The organism is Streptosporangium sp. 'caverna', assembly GCF_003203775.1.
GTDB lineage: Bacteria > Actinomycetota > Actinomycetes > Streptosporangiales > Streptosporangiaceae > Streptosporangium > Streptosporangium subroseum.
In genome coordinates this window covers 5,716,349-5,732,746 of sequence record NZ_CP029711.1, presented here as the reverse complement: position 1 = coordinate 5,732,746, position 16,398 = coordinate 5,716,349, and the positions used below count along the sequence as shown (strand labels likewise).

The 16,398-nt window shown below is 68.5% G+C and carries 17 protein-coding genes and 1 pseudogene; 8 read left to right on the top strand and 10 right to left on the bottom strand.

The features are described 5' to 3' along the window. Nucleotides 1-58: 58 nt before the first annotated feature. The 3 genes from DKM19_RS25495 to DKM19_RS25485 form a co-directional block, all read right to left on the bottom strand. A complete protein-coding gene (locus DKM19_RS25495; protein ID WP_110698926.1) occupies nt 59-490 on the bottom strand; it encodes a VOC family protein in 432 nt (143 codons plus the stop codon). An 84-nt stretch (nt 491-574) separates the two neighbouring features. Continuing rightward, nucleotides 575-1,636, bottom strand: coding sequence for a hypothetical protein (locus tag DKM19_RS25490; RefSeq protein WP_110698925.1), 1,062 nt, complete (start codon nt 1,634-1,636; stop codon nt 575-577). Continuing rightward, nucleotides 1,633-1,956 (bottom strand): PadR family transcriptional regulator, encoded by a 324-nt coding sequence (locus DKM19_RS25485; protein ID WP_110698924.1) that lies wholly within the window; start codon nt 1,954-1,956, stop codon nt 1,633-1,635. Before DKM19_RS25485 ends, DKM19_RS25490 begins: the two co-directional genes overlap by 4 nt. Nucleotides 1,957-2,138: 182 nt before the next feature. Between DKM19_RS25485 and DKM19_RS25480 the strand changes: the two are divergent. Beyond that, nucleotides 2,139-2,944 (top strand): annotated as a pseudogene (locus DKM19_RS25480) (IS5 family transposase); the annotation flags it as partial. 159 nt (nt 2,945-3,103) lie between these two features. Beyond that, nucleotides 3,104-3,580 carry a hypothetical protein gene (locus tag DKM19_RS49730; protein WP_162641742.1) on the top strand — a complete coding sequence of 159 codons (477 nt, stop codon included), beginning with the start codon at nt 3,104-3,106 and terminating at the stop codon, nt 3,578-3,580. 491 nt (nt 3,581-4,071) lie between these two features. On the opposite strand, the gene DKM19_RS25465 is transcribed toward DKM19_RS49730, so the two are convergent. After that, nucleotides 4,072-4,380: a hypothetical protein gene (locus DKM19_RS25465; RefSeq protein WP_110705970.1), complete on the bottom strand. Its 309-nt coding sequence runs from the start codon at nt 4,378-4,380 to the stop codon at nt 4,072-4,074. Between the two features lie 384 nt (nt 4,381-4,764). On the opposite strand from DKM19_RS25465, the gene DKM19_RS25460 reads away from it, so the two are divergent. After that, on the top strand, nt 4,765-5,286 hold the full coding sequence (locus DKM19_RS25460) for a hypothetical protein (protein WP_239513583.1): 522 nt from the start codon (nt 4,765-4,767) through the stop codon (nt 5,284-5,286). A gap of 97 nt (nt 5,287-5,383) precedes the next feature. Here DKM19_RS25460 and DKM19_RS25455 read toward each other — a convergent pair whose 3' ends face one another. Both DKM19_RS25455 and DKM19_RS25450 read right to left on the bottom strand, forming a co-directional pair. Beyond that, complete coding sequence (locus DKM19_RS25455; RefSeq protein ID WP_162641741.1) at nt 5,384-5,752, bottom strand: glycoside hydrolase family 16 protein; 369 nt, start codon at nt 5,750-5,752, stop codon at nt 5,384-5,386. A 605-nt stretch (nt 5,753-6,357) separates the two neighbouring features. Next, nucleotides 6,358-6,804 (bottom strand): Lrp/AsnC family transcriptional regulator, encoded by a 447-nt coding sequence (locus DKM19_RS25450; RefSeq protein WP_110698922.1) that lies wholly within the window; start codon nt 6,802-6,804, stop codon nt 6,358-6,360. A 114-nt stretch (nt 6,805-6,918) separates the two neighbouring features. Between DKM19_RS25450 and DKM19_RS25445 the strand changes: the two genes are divergently transcribed. Then, nucleotides 6,919-7,344 (top strand): nucleoside deaminase, encoded by a 426-nt coding sequence (locus DKM19_RS25445; protein WP_110698921.1) that lies wholly within the window; start codon nt 6,919-6,921, stop codon nt 7,342-7,344. 33 nt (nt 7,345-7,377) lie between these two features. On the opposite strand, the gene DKM19_RS25440 is transcribed toward DKM19_RS25445, so the two are convergent. The 3 genes from DKM19_RS25440 to DKM19_RS25430 all read right to left on the bottom strand — a co-directional run bounded on the left by DKM19_RS25440 (nt 7,378) and on the right by DKM19_RS25430 (nt 10,284). After that, the gene (locus DKM19_RS25440; protein WP_110698920.1) at nt 7,378-8,268 is read right to left on the bottom strand and encodes an aminoglycoside phosphotransferase family protein; all 891 of its coding nucleotides are present in this window, start codon (nt 8,266-8,268) and stop codon (nt 7,378-7,380) included. Between the two features lie 198 nt (nt 8,269-8,466). Beyond that, nucleotides 8,467-9,477, bottom strand: coding sequence for an alcohol dehydrogenase catalytic domain-containing protein (locus tag DKM19_RS25435; protein ID WP_110698919.1), 1,011 nt, complete (start codon nt 9,475-9,477; stop codon nt 8,467-8,469). Nucleotides 9,478-9,519: 42 nt separating this feature from the next. Then, nucleotides 9,520-10,284 (bottom strand): GntR family transcriptional regulator, encoded by a 765-nt coding sequence (locus DKM19_RS25430; protein WP_110698918.1) that lies wholly within the window; start codon nt 10,282-10,284, stop codon nt 9,520-9,522. Nucleotides 10,285-10,340: 56 nt separating this feature from the next. On the opposite strand from DKM19_RS25430, the gene mtnA reads away from it, so the two are divergent. From mtnA to DKM19_RS25415, 3 genes are read left to right on the top strand one after another with little or no spacing between them, the layout of a single operon-like run. After that, nucleotides 10,341-11,486, top strand: coding sequence for an S-methyl-5-thioribose-1-phosphate isomerase (mtnA, locus tag DKM19_RS25425; protein WP_110698917.1), 1,146 nt, complete (start codon nt 10,341-10,343; stop codon nt 11,484-11,486). Beyond that, on the top strand, nt 11,483-12,490 hold the full coding sequence (locus DKM19_RS25420; protein WP_110698916.1) for a dihydroxyacetone kinase subunit DhaK: 1,008 nt from the start codon (nt 11,483-11,485) through the stop codon (nt 12,488-12,490). Before mtnA ends, DKM19_RS25420 begins: the two co-directional genes overlap by 4 nt. Before the next feature lie 13 nt (nt 12,491-12,503). After that, nucleotides 12,504-13,136 carry a DAK2 domain-containing protein gene (locus DKM19_RS25415; RefSeq protein ID WP_110698915.1) on the top strand — a complete coding sequence of 211 codons (633 nt, stop codon included), beginning with the start codon at nt 12,504-12,506 and terminating at the stop codon, nt 13,134-13,136. A gap of 125 nt (nt 13,137-13,261) precedes the next feature. Here the strand turns inward: DKM19_RS25415 and DKM19_RS25410 are convergent, their stop codons facing one another. Then, nucleotides 13,262-13,873, bottom strand: a complete 612-nt coding sequence (locus DKM19_RS25410; RefSeq protein ID WP_239513582.1) for a GntR family transcriptional regulator — start codon at nt 13,871-13,873, stop codon at nt 13,262-13,264. A gap of 60 nt (nt 13,874-13,933) precedes the next feature. Between DKM19_RS25410 and aceE the strand changes: the two genes are divergently transcribed. Next, complete coding sequence (aceE, locus tag DKM19_RS25405; protein ID WP_239513581.1) at nt 13,934-16,393, top strand: pyruvate dehydrogenase (acetyl-transferring), homodimeric type; 2,460 nt, start codon at nt 13,934-13,936, stop codon at nt 16,391-16,393. The last annotated feature ends 5 nt before the right edge of the window (nt 16,394-16,398 follow it).

The following is a 16,398-nucleotide window of genomic DNA, read 5'->3' as shown; positions in this document are numbered from 1 at the left end:
ACGAGCTTCGGCGGCGGGGCGATCGCTCCGGGTCGAAGGGGGATCCGGCGGGGTGACGTCAGGCGGCGAAGACCTGGGAGTCGTCGGCGAATGCCTTGAACTCCAGGGCGTTGCCCGCCGGGTCGAGCAGGAACATCGTCCACTGCTCGCCCGTCTGGCCCTCGAAGCGAACGTAGGGCTCGATGACAAACGCCGTGCCGGCAGCGCGGAGCCGGTCGGCGAGCTTGTGGAACTCGGGGACCGCCAGGATCAGGCCGAAGTGCGGCACCGGGACGTCGTGGCCGTCGACGGGGTTGCTGACTCCCTGGGAACGGCCCGGCGCCAGGTGCGTCACGAACTGGTGGCCGTGCAGGTTCCAGTCGACCCAGGTGTCCGAGCTGCGGCCCTGCTCCAGACCGAGCACCTCGCCGTAGAAGCGGCGCGCGGCGGCGAGGTCGTCGACGGGCATCGCCAGGTGAAACCGCGGGATGGAGGAGTCAAGTGTGGTCATGGGTGGCCTCGCCTTCCAGGGCCCAGCGGGAGTGGACCGTGAGCTCAGGTTATCGACACTCGCCTTGTCGCCCAGCCGGGGGATTCACGGGGACGAAGGAGTCACGCGGGGGAGCGCGGGCATCGTCCTGGCGGCCAGGACGACGAGTGTCAGGCCGCACAGCAGCAGCGCGACAAGCTGGCCGACGGTCACGGCGGCCATGGTCCTGCTGATCGGATCGACGGCTTCGAAGGTCAGGAAAGAGGCGCAGGAGAGCACCACGGGCACGATCAGGATCGCCAGTGCCAGCGGCAGGGAGGGCGTCCGCCCGGCCGGAACCCGCAGACGCGTCCAGACGCAGGTCGCGCTCGCGACCAGAAGGGCCAGGCAGGCCAGTCCCGACACGCCCAGCCACGGCCACACCCATGACCAGAACCGCCAGTCGAGGGTCGCCCGCATCGTCGAGCCCAGCACGCCCAGGATCACGTAGAGCAGGACGCCGGCGCCGACGGGCGCCGCGGCCACCCACGGGGAGCGGCGCATCCGTGGCGCGTCACGATGGAATCCGGCCACCAGCGCCAGCACGGGCACCACGAACAGAAGACTCTGGAGAACCACGATCTTGTCGTAGTCCCAGTTCGCGAGACCCGAGGGGAAGGCGATGCCGTAGTGCAGCGCGAGAGCGAGCAGCGCCGGTGGCTTCGCGGCGCGCGGGCGACCGCGGACGAGTGAGGCGAAGGCCGCGATCCACAGGAGACCGCCGAGTCCTTGCACGATGTTCCACAGCCGCTCAACGGAACCGGCGGGACCCAGGGCCGCCCGGTAGTCGACGGACGGCGAGCCGAAGACTCCGGGGGGCCTCAGGAAGTCTCCGAGCCAGACGCAGCTCATCATCGCGTGGAAGAACAGTCCCAGGACGGCCACCAGGCGGACGGCCTCACCCCAGGCGAAGAACCTCGGCGACGCGCCTGCGCCTCCCAGGCGTACCCGCAGCGACAGGGCGGCGACGCTGGCGATCTCCGACCAGCGCGGCCGGGGATTGTCGGCGTCGGAGAGACCTCCCGATCCCTCCAGGAAGGCGCAGACCATCTCCTCCTCGCGCTCGGCGCGGTAGGAGGCGGGCAGCAGCCGCAGCACGTAGCGGTAGCGGTCTTCGAGAAGGCTCACGCCATGCCTCCCGCGTGCCGGGCGCGCAGCCGTTCGCGGGCGCTTCTGACGTTCGCGGCCAGCCGTACGGCCTCCGCCTCCAGGGCGAGTGCCCCGGACTCGGTGAGCCGGTAGTAACGGCGAAGCCGCCCCTGCTGCGCCTCCTCGCGGTCCAGCGCCACCAGCTCGTCCGCGGCCAGCCGGTCCAGCACGCCGTACAGGGTGCCGATCTTCAGATCCACCCGCCCGCCGGACAGCTTCTCGACCTCCTGCACGATCCCGTAGCCATGCCGCGGCTCGTCGACCAGCGCGGTGAGGACGAGGAACGCGGGTTCCGTCATCGTTCGAGGACTCATGGGTTCCAGCATATAATGGAAGACAGGATATAAGCCTGTCCTTCCCACTGCTCTGTCCGTGCGGTTTCGTCGCCTGGCCACGAGCGGCTCGGTTCCGGATCGGTGGTCCCGGCGGCGACGGTGATCGTTCGTGCTCCGGGGCTAGGGCCTGTGTGGTGTTGTGATCTATGCCTCCCGAATTCGGTCCCTGGCCGACCGTCTGCGGCCGCTTCCGCATCTGGCGAGACGCCGACGTCTTCACCGCCCTGTGAAAGGCCTGATCGCCGAGGCCGCCCGCCAGGAAGAGACGGACTTCTCCCTGGTCAGCGTGGACTCCACGACAGCCCGCGCCCGCCACGACGCCGCCGGGATGCACATCGACAAGGAGGTCCTGGACGCCCTGGAGGAAGCCGCGCGAGAGCAAGAGCAGGCCCGGGAAAAGGGGGCGGCCAAGACGCCGGAAACGACCCCGAGCGGGAAGAACGACGACGCATTCGGCGCCGGCGCAAACTTCGATTGAAAGCTGCCCTGCTCGGACGATCGAGGGGCGGACAGACCAGCAAGGTCCACCTCGCCGCTGACCGCAAGTGCCGCCCGCTGCCGATCGTCTTGACCGCGGGGACAGGCCGCCGACAGCCCGCAGTTCATCGCCGTGCTTAAGAAGGTGCGGGTCCGCCTGCTCGTCGGCCGTCCCCGCACCCGGCCCGGTGCGGTCGCCGGCGATAAGGCCTACTCGTCCCGCGCCAATCGCGCCTACCTGCGGAAACGCCACATCAAGGCGGTCATCTCGGAAAAGAAGGACCAGGCCGCCAACCGGAAGAAGAAGGGCAGCAGGGGCGGCCGGCCCGTTAGCCACGACGCTGATCTTTATAAGGAGCGGAACACCGTCGAGCACCTGATCAACAAGCTGAAGGCCTGGCGGGGTATTGCCACCCGTTATGACAAGACGCCCGGGAGCTATCTCGCCGGGCTCCACCTCCGCGCCTCGATCGTTGAGCTCGTCCGACGCTATCTTCCGTGCCACACCCGCGAGGAAGTCGGCAACCTGGACCCGTGGATCCAGGCGCGAGTCGACGAGTCTCAGGCTGATCAACCGATCTGACGGCGAGCAGCGGGAGACAGCATTCTGCGACGTGCCGAGCATCGCCCTGAGTTGCGCGACACGCTCTTCCGTCAACCCGTTGTGTTCGTCATGAACGATGGAAACGGGCTTTCTGCCTTCACCCCAGTGGACGACGGCCCAGGCGATGGCCGGGATCAGAGGGTCCAGCACCAGAATCATCTTCGGGCTGTCGAGAAGCCGCGCCCGAAAAGAGTCTGTGTGCGGCCTGGCATGCCCCAGCAATCTCATGATTTCGCCAACCTCGCCCTGCGCGCCGGCAAGACTCAAAGCGTCGACCATGCGAAAGAGCGAGTCGACGGGCGTCTTGGCGCGCATCAGGTCGTTGAAAGACTCCAGAAAAGCATTCCACCGTTCGCGCCCGAACGTATGCCGGCCCTCGCGGTACAGGGTGACGGCCATGCTCTCAGCTTGCCGGTCCCGATACATTCCTATACCTGTCGCGTAAATGACCTCTCCGACGAGCAGGTCAATCATTTTGCCGACGGCAAAAAAGGTCTTGTCGGTTAGATGCACATGCGCGTTCCCGTGAATCGGCCCCAAAGGCCCCTGTCAACGGACACGCCGTACTCCGGGTAAGCGGTCGGTGGTTCTCCGGGCCGGCGGTCATCAGATCTCCAGGCTGATGGCCAGCGGTTTCTCCGGAAGGCCGGTCAGGCATGCGCAAAAACGTCGGTATTTCCACCGATGAGTTTCTCGCCCTCCGAGCCGGACTCGTCACAGGAAATCTCAATGACCTGGTCAGTCGATTTTCGCGCGGTGATCACCTCGGTGCCGGAGCGCCCCCCGCCGGAGGCATGCTTTCATCGTGCCATCTTGCTCTCGGCACGGGGCAGGCGCTCTGCCGTACTTCAGGCGTGCCCGTGTGGCCGACGGGTGCCGCATGTTCGAGCCATGAGATCCACGATCCTGCCGCCCTTCTGGCCCTGCCGCCCTTCTGAGCCCGCCGAACCGAACGCGTCAACCGGACGGTGTGACGGCGGGCAGCGTGGGCGAGGAGCTCACCCGGGCGGCGGAGGAGTCTTTGCATGACTCACGCACTTGGCGTCCCACTCCGGCATGCGAAGCAGCACCGGATTGGCGACGGTGCTCGCCGTACTGGCGAAGGCCAGGCCCTCGATACAGATGCGAGCGACATTGGGGAAATTATCGGCGTTGCGAAAGACCTCGATGTAGTCGACGTCGCTGATCTTGTCAACCGGCGATTCGTCCTCTCCGCCACGATCGCCCAATTGGGGCGGCGAGCAACCGGTCAACAGGAAAGCCACAAGAACTGCTCCTGTCCAGCGGGCAACCACCGAGTGCGTCATCAGTTGCTCCTTGTGGCCGGCGAGAAGTTGTCGTGTGCCGTCGGACGCCAACCTTCCCGACATGGCCAGCATATCCACAATCAGTCGGCATTGATTGATCGATTAATTTTCATGGGAAACAGTGCGAAACGATGAATCCGAGACCGCCTCGGCGAACCGGCCAACGCCGGTTCTGGGCCATTCCAGGCCGGGCCCCGCACGGATCTGAGACGTGGGCGTGATCCGGGCACGCACCACCGTCGGTCATGGTAAAGCCGGTCGTGCGAGGACGGCATCTAACACCTGATCGTCTCCGGAAAGCATCGTTACGCGACATCCGCGCTGATGTGACCTGGGTCACATAATTTGCGGCGAACTTTTCCGGGCCGAGTGGATCTCAGGGATGTGAAAACCTTCCTGCGCATCCTGTTCGCCGGTGGCGTGGCCACAGCCGTCGTTCTGTCGTCCGGGATGGCCGCCAACGCCGCGACCTACCCGAAGTACAAGGCCCCGAAGGTCTTCGGCGCGACCCTGCAGGCCGATCCCGGGCACGACTTCACCAAGCACATCAGCCCCCGCCACAACGGCATCCTGCGCGGCAGGATCACCTACGTCCACGGCACCACCGCCGAGTACACGCCCGCCAGGTGGAAGAAGGGCGCCGTGACCGAAGGCTGGTTCGTCGGCCCGCCGAAGAACGACGCCATGGCCTACTCCTCCCCCGTCGCCAAGAACGTCGTCTTCCTGTCCGCGTCCGGGTGCAAGGTGTCCAACGGCGACGTCACCCTGATCCCGCACAGCGCGCTCGGCGCCAAGCGCTGCTCGCGGAGCGTCCTGCTCAAGCGGCATGCCCACAGCGGTCAGCCCTCACTGATCACCGTCTATCGCGGCAAGATCGTCAAGGTCCAGGAAATCTTCACCCCCTGACCGTCGCGGGCATGATATTCCGACAGCGCAACGCCTGGCCCGACGGTTGTCGGGCCAGGCGCGCGTTCTCAGAGGGATGGCTGATGCTCTGCCCAGGTCAGCGGTATTGGGTGGAGGCGGTTGAGTACGTGCGGATCCAGTCGACGTCCTGACGGGCTGGGCGCATCAGGGTCCCCGAAGACGGGAACAGGTCCATCTGGGCGCCGCCGTTGGTGGAGCTGTAGTGATTGATCGAGGCGTTGACCGTGCAGATCAGATTGCCGTCGACGTACCACTTCACCGAATTCGGCTGCCAATCGACGGCGTAGTTGTGGAACTGCGTCGAGTCCACGCTGATCGAACAGTTGCTCTGGGCGCCGTCGTGGTGGGCGAAGAGATCGACGGTGGGCGAGGCCACGTCGCGTTCTGCGAAGTCGATCTCCGCGTTGGTGCAGTCGGTGTCGTGCTCCGGCCACAGCAGCGGCACGGCATGGTAGGAACGGCCGCCGTTGTCAGCGAGCGGAATCGCGCGTTCCCGGACCTCGACCCGGCACGGCTGCCAGACAATGCCGGAAATGGGAATACTTCATGCCGACTTCTAGGCTTGAGATCGGTGTGGTGTTGCGCTCGCAATGAAACGCCGCAGGCGGCCGAGCCAACAGTGCAGGGCTGCACTGTCCGATGACCGGACAGGGATACTCGGTCATGTCCGGCGCGTGGCCGGTCCATCGGGATCCTCAGAAGGATTTCCCCGGCCTCACACCTCGGCTGATGTGACGGCGGCATACAGAGACTCGACCGCCGGCTATCCCCCGGGGCCGACACAGGCGTTCGGCACCGTACCGGCGACCCGACGTACACGCACACTGGCCAACAGGACTCCGGACTTCACCATCGTCTCGTTGGTCGCGCCACTGGATTCGTGGTCGCGTCGAGCGGCTTCGAGATCTACCGCCAGCAACTCGACTCGGTAATTTTGACCGATTCCATCATGCTCGCTGCCGAAATATTGCGCCCCCGCCATGTGGAAAGAGTGGCGGGCTTTTCATATGGGAGCGGAACCCGAAGATAGATCACAACACCACACAGGCCCTAAGGCCCCTGGGGGCCGCGGTAGGACAGGGTCTGGCTGTAGACGAGGTTGGTGGTCGTGCTGCCGAACTGGGCGAGCTCGTCGATGAGCTGTTCGAGGTGGGCCATGGAGGTCGCGGCCACCTTCAGCAGGTAGCAGTCGTCACCGGTGGTCCGCAGGCACTCCAGGATCTCGGAGCGCTCCTCGAGCAGCCGATGCAGCGGCTGGTGCCGGCTGCCGGGGTATTTGAGGCGCACCACGGCGAGCACGGCGTAACCGACCTTCGTCAGGTCGACGGCGGCGTGGTAGCCGGTGATGATGCCCGCCGCCTCCAGCCGCTTGACCCGCTCGGTCGTCGCGGAGGCGCTGAGACTCACCCGCCGTCCGAGCTCGGTGAGCGGGATGCGGCCGTCTCGTTGAACCTCGACCAGGATCGACCAGTCGGTCGCGTCAAGACTCTCGGTCATTCGGCAAAGATACCGGCAGATCCACGACTCATCGACCCGTACGCCGGGAGGATTCCCTTCCAGGCGGGGGTGATCGCTGGATAGCCTGAAACGGTGCAAACGAACGGAAACACCATGACACGCGATGACGAAAACCACCTCCGCAGGGCCATCGAGCTCGCCGCCAAGGCGCGGGAGACCGGAGACGCACCGTTCGGATCTCTGCTGGTGGGCCCGGACGGCGCCGTGCTCGCCGAAGACCACAACACGGTCCTGAGCGACGGCGACATCAGCGCCCACCCCGAGCTGAAGCTGGCCAGATGGGCGGCTCGCGAGCTTGATCCCGAAGCCGCGGCCGCCACCACCATGTATACGAGCTGCCAGCCCTGCGGCATGTGCGCGGGCGCCATCGAGCGCTCCGGCCTCGGCCGGGTCGTGTTCGCGCTCTCCAACGAGCAGCTCGCGAACCTCAAACCGGGCGGCGGCTGGCCACACGTGCCCCAGGAGGGCCCCGCTCTGTTCGACGAGGCGCGCGTCCCGATCGAGGACTACTACCGGTGATCCACCACGGTTCGGGCGCCCGGCCGACGCGCGTCAGCCGTCACTGATCGCCAGTCGCAGGAGGAATCGGGTCTCCCGGTCATGTGGGTCGCGGTTCAACCGGGGGACGGCGATGACGGCGGCCGTCGTCCGGCACCAGTCCATGAGCCGGTCGGGATCGACCTCCGGGATCAGCTCGGCGAGGCGGGTGATGTTCGCCTCCAGATCGTGAAGTTCCGTGGCCTGGGCGAGGACCCAGTCGATGCCGTCGAACGTGGGATCGCCGATGCTGGGCCGCGGGTCGATCACGGTGAAGCCGTGGACATGGCTGACGAGGACGTTTCCGGGGTGCAGGTCTCCGTGAACCAGCCCGGCGGGGCCGCCGGCGGCCAGGGTGAGCGCGGCGGCCCGGCGGCGATCGAGGAGGTCGCGGTCGATGTACTGCTCCGCCGGGTTTCCCCGCCATCGGCCGAGGGTCAGGTCGAAGAGGAAGTCGACGCGCTGCCGGAGGGTGGGCAGTTCGTCGTCGGGGGAGCGGGCCGGGCGGAGCGAGCGGAGAAGCACCGCGACGTCCTCGATCGGCAGCCGCTCGACCCGGGTGCCGGGTTCCACCGCGGCCAGCAGCAGCGCTCCCGACTCTCCGTCCGAGTCGATCAACCGGACCACGTGAGGGCTGTCCTCCCACGCCCGGAGCGCGGTCGCCTCGGTGATGCCGATCTGCGGCTCGGGGGTGAGCTTGAGAAAGGCGGGGACGCCGTCGGCCCGCCGTACGTGAAAGGTCCGCGAGGTGTTGCCCGCCGCGACGGCGGCGACGACCTCCAGGTCCCAGCGCCGGGCGAGCCTTCCCAGAAGCTCGGGAAGTGTGGCGAACCAGTCGCGGAAACCAGGGCCGAACCGGCCGATGAGCCTGGTCTCGACGGCCGGATCGAGGGTCAGATCGAGCATGCGACAGTGTCGCACACGGCAACGGGCCCCCTGAGGCCCGTCGGCGGAGGGATCTCATGCCGCGGTGAGCCGGTCGCGGAAGCGGATGCGTGAGCTCCACGGCGACCTCGTTGACAGGGTGTTGTTGTCCGGGCCTTGCGGCTCCGGCATGCGGCTGTGGTCCCCGGAGCCGCTCGGCGAAGAAGTGCCGTCGCGTGCTCAGATCATCAGGACGGCGCGTGCGCGGATCCTGCCGTTCTTCAACCGGGTCAGTGCCTCGGCGGCTTCGGACAGCGGGAACGGCTCGCAGCGCGACGTGATCTTTCCGGCCGCGGCAAGCTTGAGCACCTCCCGCATCTGCCGCCGGGTGCCGAGCAGGGAGCCCACGACGACCTTCTCCTGGGCGAACGGCAGCGCCCCGACGGTGGCGTTGACGCCGGTGACGACGGTGCCGCCCGGACGAGTGGCGCGGATGGCCTGGGCGACCACGGTGTCCGACGGCGCGAAGACGATCGCCGCGTCGACCCCGCCACGGTTGATCAGTGCCTCGGCCGGGTCCCCCTCGTTGGCGTCGATGCCCTGGGCGCCCAGCTCTTCGGCCAGTTCGAGGTGGTCACGTCCGCGGGCGGCGGCGAAGACGTCGGCGCCCGACAGCACGGCCAGCTGCAGCACCATGTGGCCCACCCCGCCGATCCCGAACACCGCCACCCGCTTGCCCGGCGAGAGGCGGGCCTTCGCCACGCTGCCGTAGGCGGTGATACCGGGACAGAACAGGGGTGCCGAGTCCTCGAAGGTCAGCTCGTCCGGCAGCAGGTAGGTGTGCGCGGCTGTCGCGAGCATGTATTCGGCGTATCCGCCGTCGACCGTCTCGCCGGTGATGTTCTTCGCCTGGCACAGATGGTCCAGGCCGCTGACGCAGTAGTCGCAGTGACCGCAGGTCGACCAGAGCGGTTGGACCCCGACCCGGTCGCCGACCTTCAGGTGGTCCACGTTTGGGCCCACCGCCGAGATGGTGCCCACCACCTCGTGTCCCGGGATGATCGGCAGGTGCGACGGCGTGCCATCCTTGGCCCAGTCGCCTTCGATCATGTGCAGGTTCGATCGGCAGACCCCGCACGAAGCCACCTTGACCACCACCTGCCCGGTCGAGGCCACCGGCTCGTCCACCTCGCGCAGGCGCAGTGGCCCGGCCTCGATGGGCATCAGTGATTCCAGGACGAAAGCTTTCATCGCGCACATCCTTGGGTTCGGCGGGCGGCGCACGGCCCGCGGTCAGTGGGTACGGATCACGGTGAAATTGAACTCCCCCTCGAGAAAGAAACTCCGTGAGTGCATGAACGGCCGGCCCCTGTCGTCGAACTGCAGCTGGTCCAGGAGCACGTAGAGGTTGTCCTCACCCGCGTCGTCGTCCCAGCCGACGACGTCGGAGCGGACGGCGTGCACCGTGGCCACGGCCCGCGTCGGCCGCGGTCCGTCGTGGTCGGCGAGGTAGCCGAACACCGACCCCCGTAGATGGCCGGCCCGGAAGTCGTCGGGAAAGACCCAGCGCGGCAGGATGTCGTAGGAGTAGGCGACGACCGTGTCGTCGGCCAGGATCTTGCGCTGGATGTCGAGCACTCTGGCGCCGGGATCCAGGTTGAACATGGCGAGCTCGTCGTCGGTCGCGTCACGGATGGTGCGCCGGCGGTATCTCATGGAGGGCGTGAAGCCCATCTCGGCGATCGTCGCGGAGATGGACGTCAGCTCCTGCATGCCGGCGTGGATCTCGCGGTGCTGGGCCATGAACGTGCCCAGTCCCCGCCGCACGACGACCAGGCCCTGACCGGCCAGGTCCTTGATGGACTGGCGCACGGTGGCGCGGGAGAGGCCGTACTCGGCGACGAGCTCGGCCTCGGTGGGCAGCCTCTCGCCGGGAGCCCACTCCCTGGCCTTGATGCGCGCGCGCAGGTCGTCGGCCAGTTGCTGGGGCAGAGAGGCCCGGGAGCGCAGGACGGTTATGGCGCACCTCTCATCGAACGGATCGGCTTGCGGGTCCACATCCGACCCTAACAGAATGCTTGACAGATGTCAGTTGTCAGACAACGCTACCAACTATGCGAACCATAGATTGGCTGGACGGTTCCGTACGGATCATCGACCAGACGCGGCTGCCGCATACCGAGATCCACGTCGACGTGCACGACGTCGAAGACCTCGTCGTTCACATCCGGTCACTGGCGGTGCGTGGCGCGATGGCGCTGGGCGTGGCGGGCGCGATGGGCATGGCGCTCGCGGCGACCCGGGCCGAACACGATCACCTTGACCTGGACGGTGAGCTCGCCGCCGCGGCGCGACTGCTCGTCGAGGCCCGTCCCACCGCCGTCAACCTGGCCTGGGGCGTCGGTGAGATCCGGAAGGTCCGTGCCGCCGGAGCGGGCGCCGCCGGCATCGTCGCGGCCGCGCTGGCCATCCGGGACGCCGATCTGGAGGCCAACAGCGCGCTCAGCGAGCGTGGAGCACGGCTGCTGGCCGGGGCGCGGCGCATCCTCACCCACTGCAACGCGGGCGCGCTCGCGGGCGTCGAGTACGGTACCGCGCTCGGCGTCATCGGGCGGCTGCACGCCACCACCGGCCTGGACATGGTCTACGTCTGCGAGACGCGTCCGCTGCTGCAGGGCAGCCGGCTCACCGCCTGGGAACTCGGCCGGCACGGCATCGCGCACCGGGTGATCGTGGACTCCGCCGCCGCCGGTCTGATCCTCGCCGGCGACGTCGACGCCGTGGTGGTCGGCGCGGACCGTGTCGCGGCCAACGGCGACGTCGCGAACAAGGTGGGGACGCTCGGCCACGCACTCGCGGCGCGCCACGCCGGAATTCCCTTTGTCGTCGCCGCCCCCGAGTCCACGATCGACCTCGGCACCCCGACCGGATCCGACATCCCGATCGAGATCCGTGACGAGCGTGAGGTGCTGGAGATCGACGGCCGGCGAGTGGCCGCACCCGGCAGCCTGGGCTGGAACCCGGCCTTCGACATCACTCCCTCGGCCCTGGTGACCGCCATCGTCACCGAGCACCGTTCGCTGAACGACCCCCGGAACGACAGCCGGAACGGCCCCCGGGACGACGGCCGGCACCGCTCACCGAACGATCCGCGGAACAGGACCGGGCACCCCTCACCGAACGAGCCCCGGAGCAGAACCGAGCACCCCTCACCGAACGATCTGTGGAACAGGACGACGCCCGAGGAGGACCTCGTATGAAGAAGCTCATCAACGACCCGCACGACTTCGTCGACGAAGTCGTCGATGGCCTGCTGCTCGCCCATTCCGACCGCCTGCGGGCCGCGAGCGAGACCCGCAGGGCGCTGGTGCGCGCCGACGCGCCGGCCGCCGGTCGGGTCGGCATCGTCACCGGCGGTGGCTCGGGTCACCTGCCGGCCTTCCTCGGTTATGTCGGAAAGGGGCTGTGCAGCGGGGTCGCGGTGGGCAACGTCTTCTCCTCGCCGTCGGCGGAGCAGATGTATGAGGCGACCAAGGCCGTCAACGGCGGCGCGGGCGTTCTCTACCTGTACGGCAACTACGTCGGTGACTCGCTCAACTTCGACCTCGCCGCCGACATGGCCGACCTCGACGACATCCCGACCCGCACGGTCCGGATCACCGACGACGCGCTGAGCGCACCGCCCGAACGCGGCACCGAACGACGCGGGGTCGCCGGCATGGTCTTCGCGTTCAAGATCGCTGGTGCCGCGGCCGAACGCGGCGACTCCCTCGAAAAGGTGTCCGAGCTGGCCCAGCGTACGGTCGACAACACCCGCTCGGCCGGCGTCGGGCTCTCACCGACGATCCTGCCCGAGGCGGGCAGGGCCACCTTCGAGCTCGCCGACGGCGAGATGGAGATCGGGATCGGCATCCACGGCGAGCCGGGATCACGCCGTGGCCCGCTCGAAACGGCCGACGAGGTGGCCGACACCTTGCTCGCGGTCGTCCTGGACGACCTCCGGCTCGGGGCGGACGAGCAGGTCGCGGTCCTCGTCAACGGCCTGGGCGCCACTCCCCTGGAGGAGCTGTACCTGATCTACCGGCGCGTCCACAACACCCTCCTGGGCAAGGGGATCGGCGTGCATCGCCCCTATGTCGGCGAATACGCGACGAGCCTCGAGATGGCCGGCGCGTCGGTCACGGTGCTGCGTCTCGACGACGAGCTGACCGAACTGCTCGACGCTCCGGCTGACTCCCCGTTCTTCCAGCAGGACCAGCAGTGAAGGGACAGCCGTCATGACCACTCTCACCGTGCCCGAAGTCGGCGCCATCCTCGACCGGGCACTGCTGACGCTGGCCGGGCAGCGTGACCATCTCCGTGATCTCGACGCGGCGGTCGGGGACGGTGACCTCGGCATCACCGTCGACAGAGGTGCCGGCGCGATCCGGGCCGCGCTGGTCGAGACGCCGCCCGACACGCTCGGCGCGCTGCTGCGAACCGCCGGTACGGCGTTCGCCGGAGGCAACCCGTCGACGATGGCCGCGCTGGTGGGCACCGGCCTTCTCGCCGCGGCGAAGGAGGTGGACGGTGAGCGCGAGCTGAGCCCGGAGGTCGCGGTACGGATCGGGGACAGCGCCCAGCGGCGCATCGCAGAGCGCGGAAAGGCCGGCCTGGGTGACAAGACCGTGCTCGACGCACTCGCTCCGAGCGTGGACGCGCTGCGGAAGGCGGGGGAGGGCGAACGCCTGGCGGCGATGATCGCGGCGGCTCGCGAGGGTGTCGAGGCGACGACGGACCAGCCCGCGCGCAAGGGGAGGGCGGCATGGGTCGGTGAACGGGGCACCGGCCACCCGGACCCCGGCGCCACCGCGTACCTGCTGTTCCTGGAGAGCCTGCTGGCGGCGGCGACGGAGCGGGCGCCGCATTGACAGCCACCCCGTCCCAAAGGACGGAGCTTCCCATCCGCCGCGTGTGCGGCTCCGGGTGCGTTACCGCCTCACTGCGCGGCGCCGGGACGACGTCGTCGAGACCGAGGAGCGGAGACCGGCTGTGATCAGTTGAGCGGGGCGTAGTCGAGGACGTGGTCGCGGAGCAGGGCCCCGGCGTCGGGGTCCCTGCGTTCGAACGCCGCCATGAGCGGCTCGTGATCGGCGGCGTTCTCGCAGGGCCGCATCCGGAACAGCCGGACCGACAGGTGCGTCCACACCTCGATGCCGAGCGACTCCCACACCGCCAGGAGCACGTCGTTGCCCGAGGCCTCGACGATCTCGCGGTGGAACGCGACGCCGTGGCGTACCTGGTCGACCAGGGAGGAGGCGGCCGCGGCCTGGTGCAGGCCGGCGAGGTGGACCCGCAGCGCCTCGACGGGCGGGTGACGCAGCCGCACGGCCGTCTCCTCCAGGCCCGCCCGCACCTCGTAGATCTCGCGCAGGTCGGTCGCGGTGAGCCGGCGGATCCGCGCGCCCTTGTGCGGTGACGACTCGACGAGCCGGAGCGCCTCCAGCTCGCGCAGCGCCTCGCGCACCGGAGCCTGGCTGACGCCCAGCTCCGCCGCCATACGCCGTTCCACCACGCGGTCACCGGGCCCCCACCGGCCGCTGATCAGGCCGTCGAGTACGGCCTGCCGGATCTGATCACGAAGCGGGAGCCGTACGACAGGTTTCACGAGTCCAATAATGGCAGACGCAAACAACCGATGATCGATCATTGGGTGTTTAATGGTGATATGGAGAAGGATATTGACCCGCAGGAGACCGCGGAATGGCTGGAATCGCTGGAGGCGGTCCGCCGGGCGGCAGGCCCTGAACGGGCCGAGTACCTGCTGAAGCGGCTGGCCACGAGCAGCCGCTACATCAACACCGTGCCGACGTCCGAGGAGCCCGGCTACCCCGGTGACCTCGAACTGGAGGAGCGGATCGCGGCCTACGACCGGTGGAACGCGGCGGCGATGATCACCAGGGGCAGCCGGCTCGGGCTCGGCGGCCATCTGGCCACCTATGCCTCGGCCGCCTGGCTGTACGAGGTCGGGTTCAACCATTTCTTCCACGGCGGTCATGACCAGGTGTACTTCCAGGGCCACGCGTCCCCGGGCATCTACGCCCGCGCGTTCCTGGAGGGACGGCTGACCGAGGGCCAGCTGGACCTGTTCCGGCGCGAGCCCGAGGGCGGGCTGCCGTCGTACCCGCACCCGCGGAGCATGCGTGAGTTCTGGCAGTTCCCCACGGTGTCCATGGGCCTCGGGCCGCTCAACGCGATCTACCAGGCCAGGTTCAACCGCTACCTGCACAACCGCGGAATCAAGGACACCTCGCTCAGCCACGTATGGGCCTTCCTCGGCGACGGCGAGATGGACGAGCCGGAGTCCACGGCGGCCATCACCCTGGCCGCCCGCGAAGGGCTGGACAACCTGACCTTCGTGATCAACTGCAACCTGCAGCGGCTCGACGGGCCGGTGCGCGGCAACACCCGCATCGTGCAGGAGCTCGAAGGCGTCTTCAGGGGCGCGGGCTGGCACGTCGTCAAGGCGCTGTGGGGCGCCGAGTGGGACGGGCTGCTCGGTTCGGACGAGCTGGTGTCCCGGCTGAGCGAGATGCCGGACGGGCAGTTCCAGACCTTCGCCACCTCGACCGGGGACTACATCAGGCAGCATCTGTTCCACGGGCTGGACGTGCCGTACTCCGATGAGGACCTGCGGCGCATCGTCGGCGGCTCGCGGGCCGGCCACGAGCCGCGCAAGGTGCACGCCGCCTACCGCCGGGCCCTCGACCACCACGGCGCGCCGACGGTGATCCTCGTGCAGACCGTCAAGGGATGGACGCTCGGGGCCGGGGTGGAGGCGCGCAACGCCAACCACCAGATGAAAAAACTCACCCAGGACGAGTTCCGGGCGCTGCGCGACCGGCTCGGGCTGCCGGTGCCGGACGAGGCACTCGACGCGGACCTGCCGCCGTACCTGCACCCCGGGGCCGACTCACCCGAGGTCCGCTACGTGGCCGAGCGCCGCCGCGCCCTGGGCGGGCCCATCCCCAACCGAACCGTCTCCCACCAGCCGCTGCCGGCGCCGGCCGAGCGGCCGTTCCAGTCCCTGGAGAAGGGGTCCAAGCAGCCGGTGGCCACCACGATGGCCTTCGTCCGCCTGGTCAAGGACCTCATGAAGGAGCCGGAGACCGGGCGCCGCTGGGTGCCCATCGTGCCCGACGAGGCCAGGACCTTCGGCATGGAGTCGATGTTCCCCACCGCCAAGATCTACTCGCCGCTGGGGCAGCGTTACGAGTCGGTCGACCGGGACCTGCTGCTGTCCTACCAGGAGGCGGTCGACGGCCAGCTCCTGATCGAGGGCATCACCGAGGCGGGATCGATGGCGTCGTTCACGGCCGCCGCCTCCAGCTACGCCACCCACGGCGAGGCCATGATCCCGTTCTACATCTTCTACTCGATGTTCGGCTGGCAGCGGACCGGCGACCAGATGTGGGCGCTGGCCGACCAGCTCGGCCGCGGATTCCTGATCGGCGCCACCGCGGGACGGACCACGATGACCGGCGAAGGGCTGCAGCACGCCGACGGGCACTCCCAGCTGCTCGCCTCCGCCAACCCCGCGTGTCTCGCCTATGACCCCGCCTTCGGCTACGAGGTCGCGGAGATCGTGCGCGAAGGGCTCCGGCGCATGTACGGGCCCGACGGCGAGGACGTCTTCTACTACCTCACCCTCTACAACGAGGCGCTTCCCCAGCCCGCGATGCCCGAGGGCGTGCGTGAGGGCATCCTCAAGGGCATCTACCGTTACTCCTCCGGCGGCGGTCAGGCCCACCTGCTCGCCAGCGGCACCGCGATCCACTGGGCGCTGGCCGCGCAGCGGATGCTCCAGGAGGAGTACGGCGTGGGCGTCGACGTCTGGTCGGTCACCTCGTGGAGCGAGCTGCGCCGCGACGCGATGACCTCCACCGGAGTGCCGTACCTCCAGCAGGCCCTGGCCGGGACCGAGGGCCCGGTGATCGCGGTCAGCGACTGGATGCGCGCCGTGCCGGATCAGATCAGCCCGTGGGTCGACCGGCCGTGGATCTCCCTCGGCACCGACGGGTTCGGCCTCTCCGGCACCCGGGAGTCCGTACGCGAGCACTTCGGCGTCGACCCGCGTTCGATCGCCGACGCCGTGCTCAAGTCCGTCGAGGAGACCGGCGGGCGATGACCGGC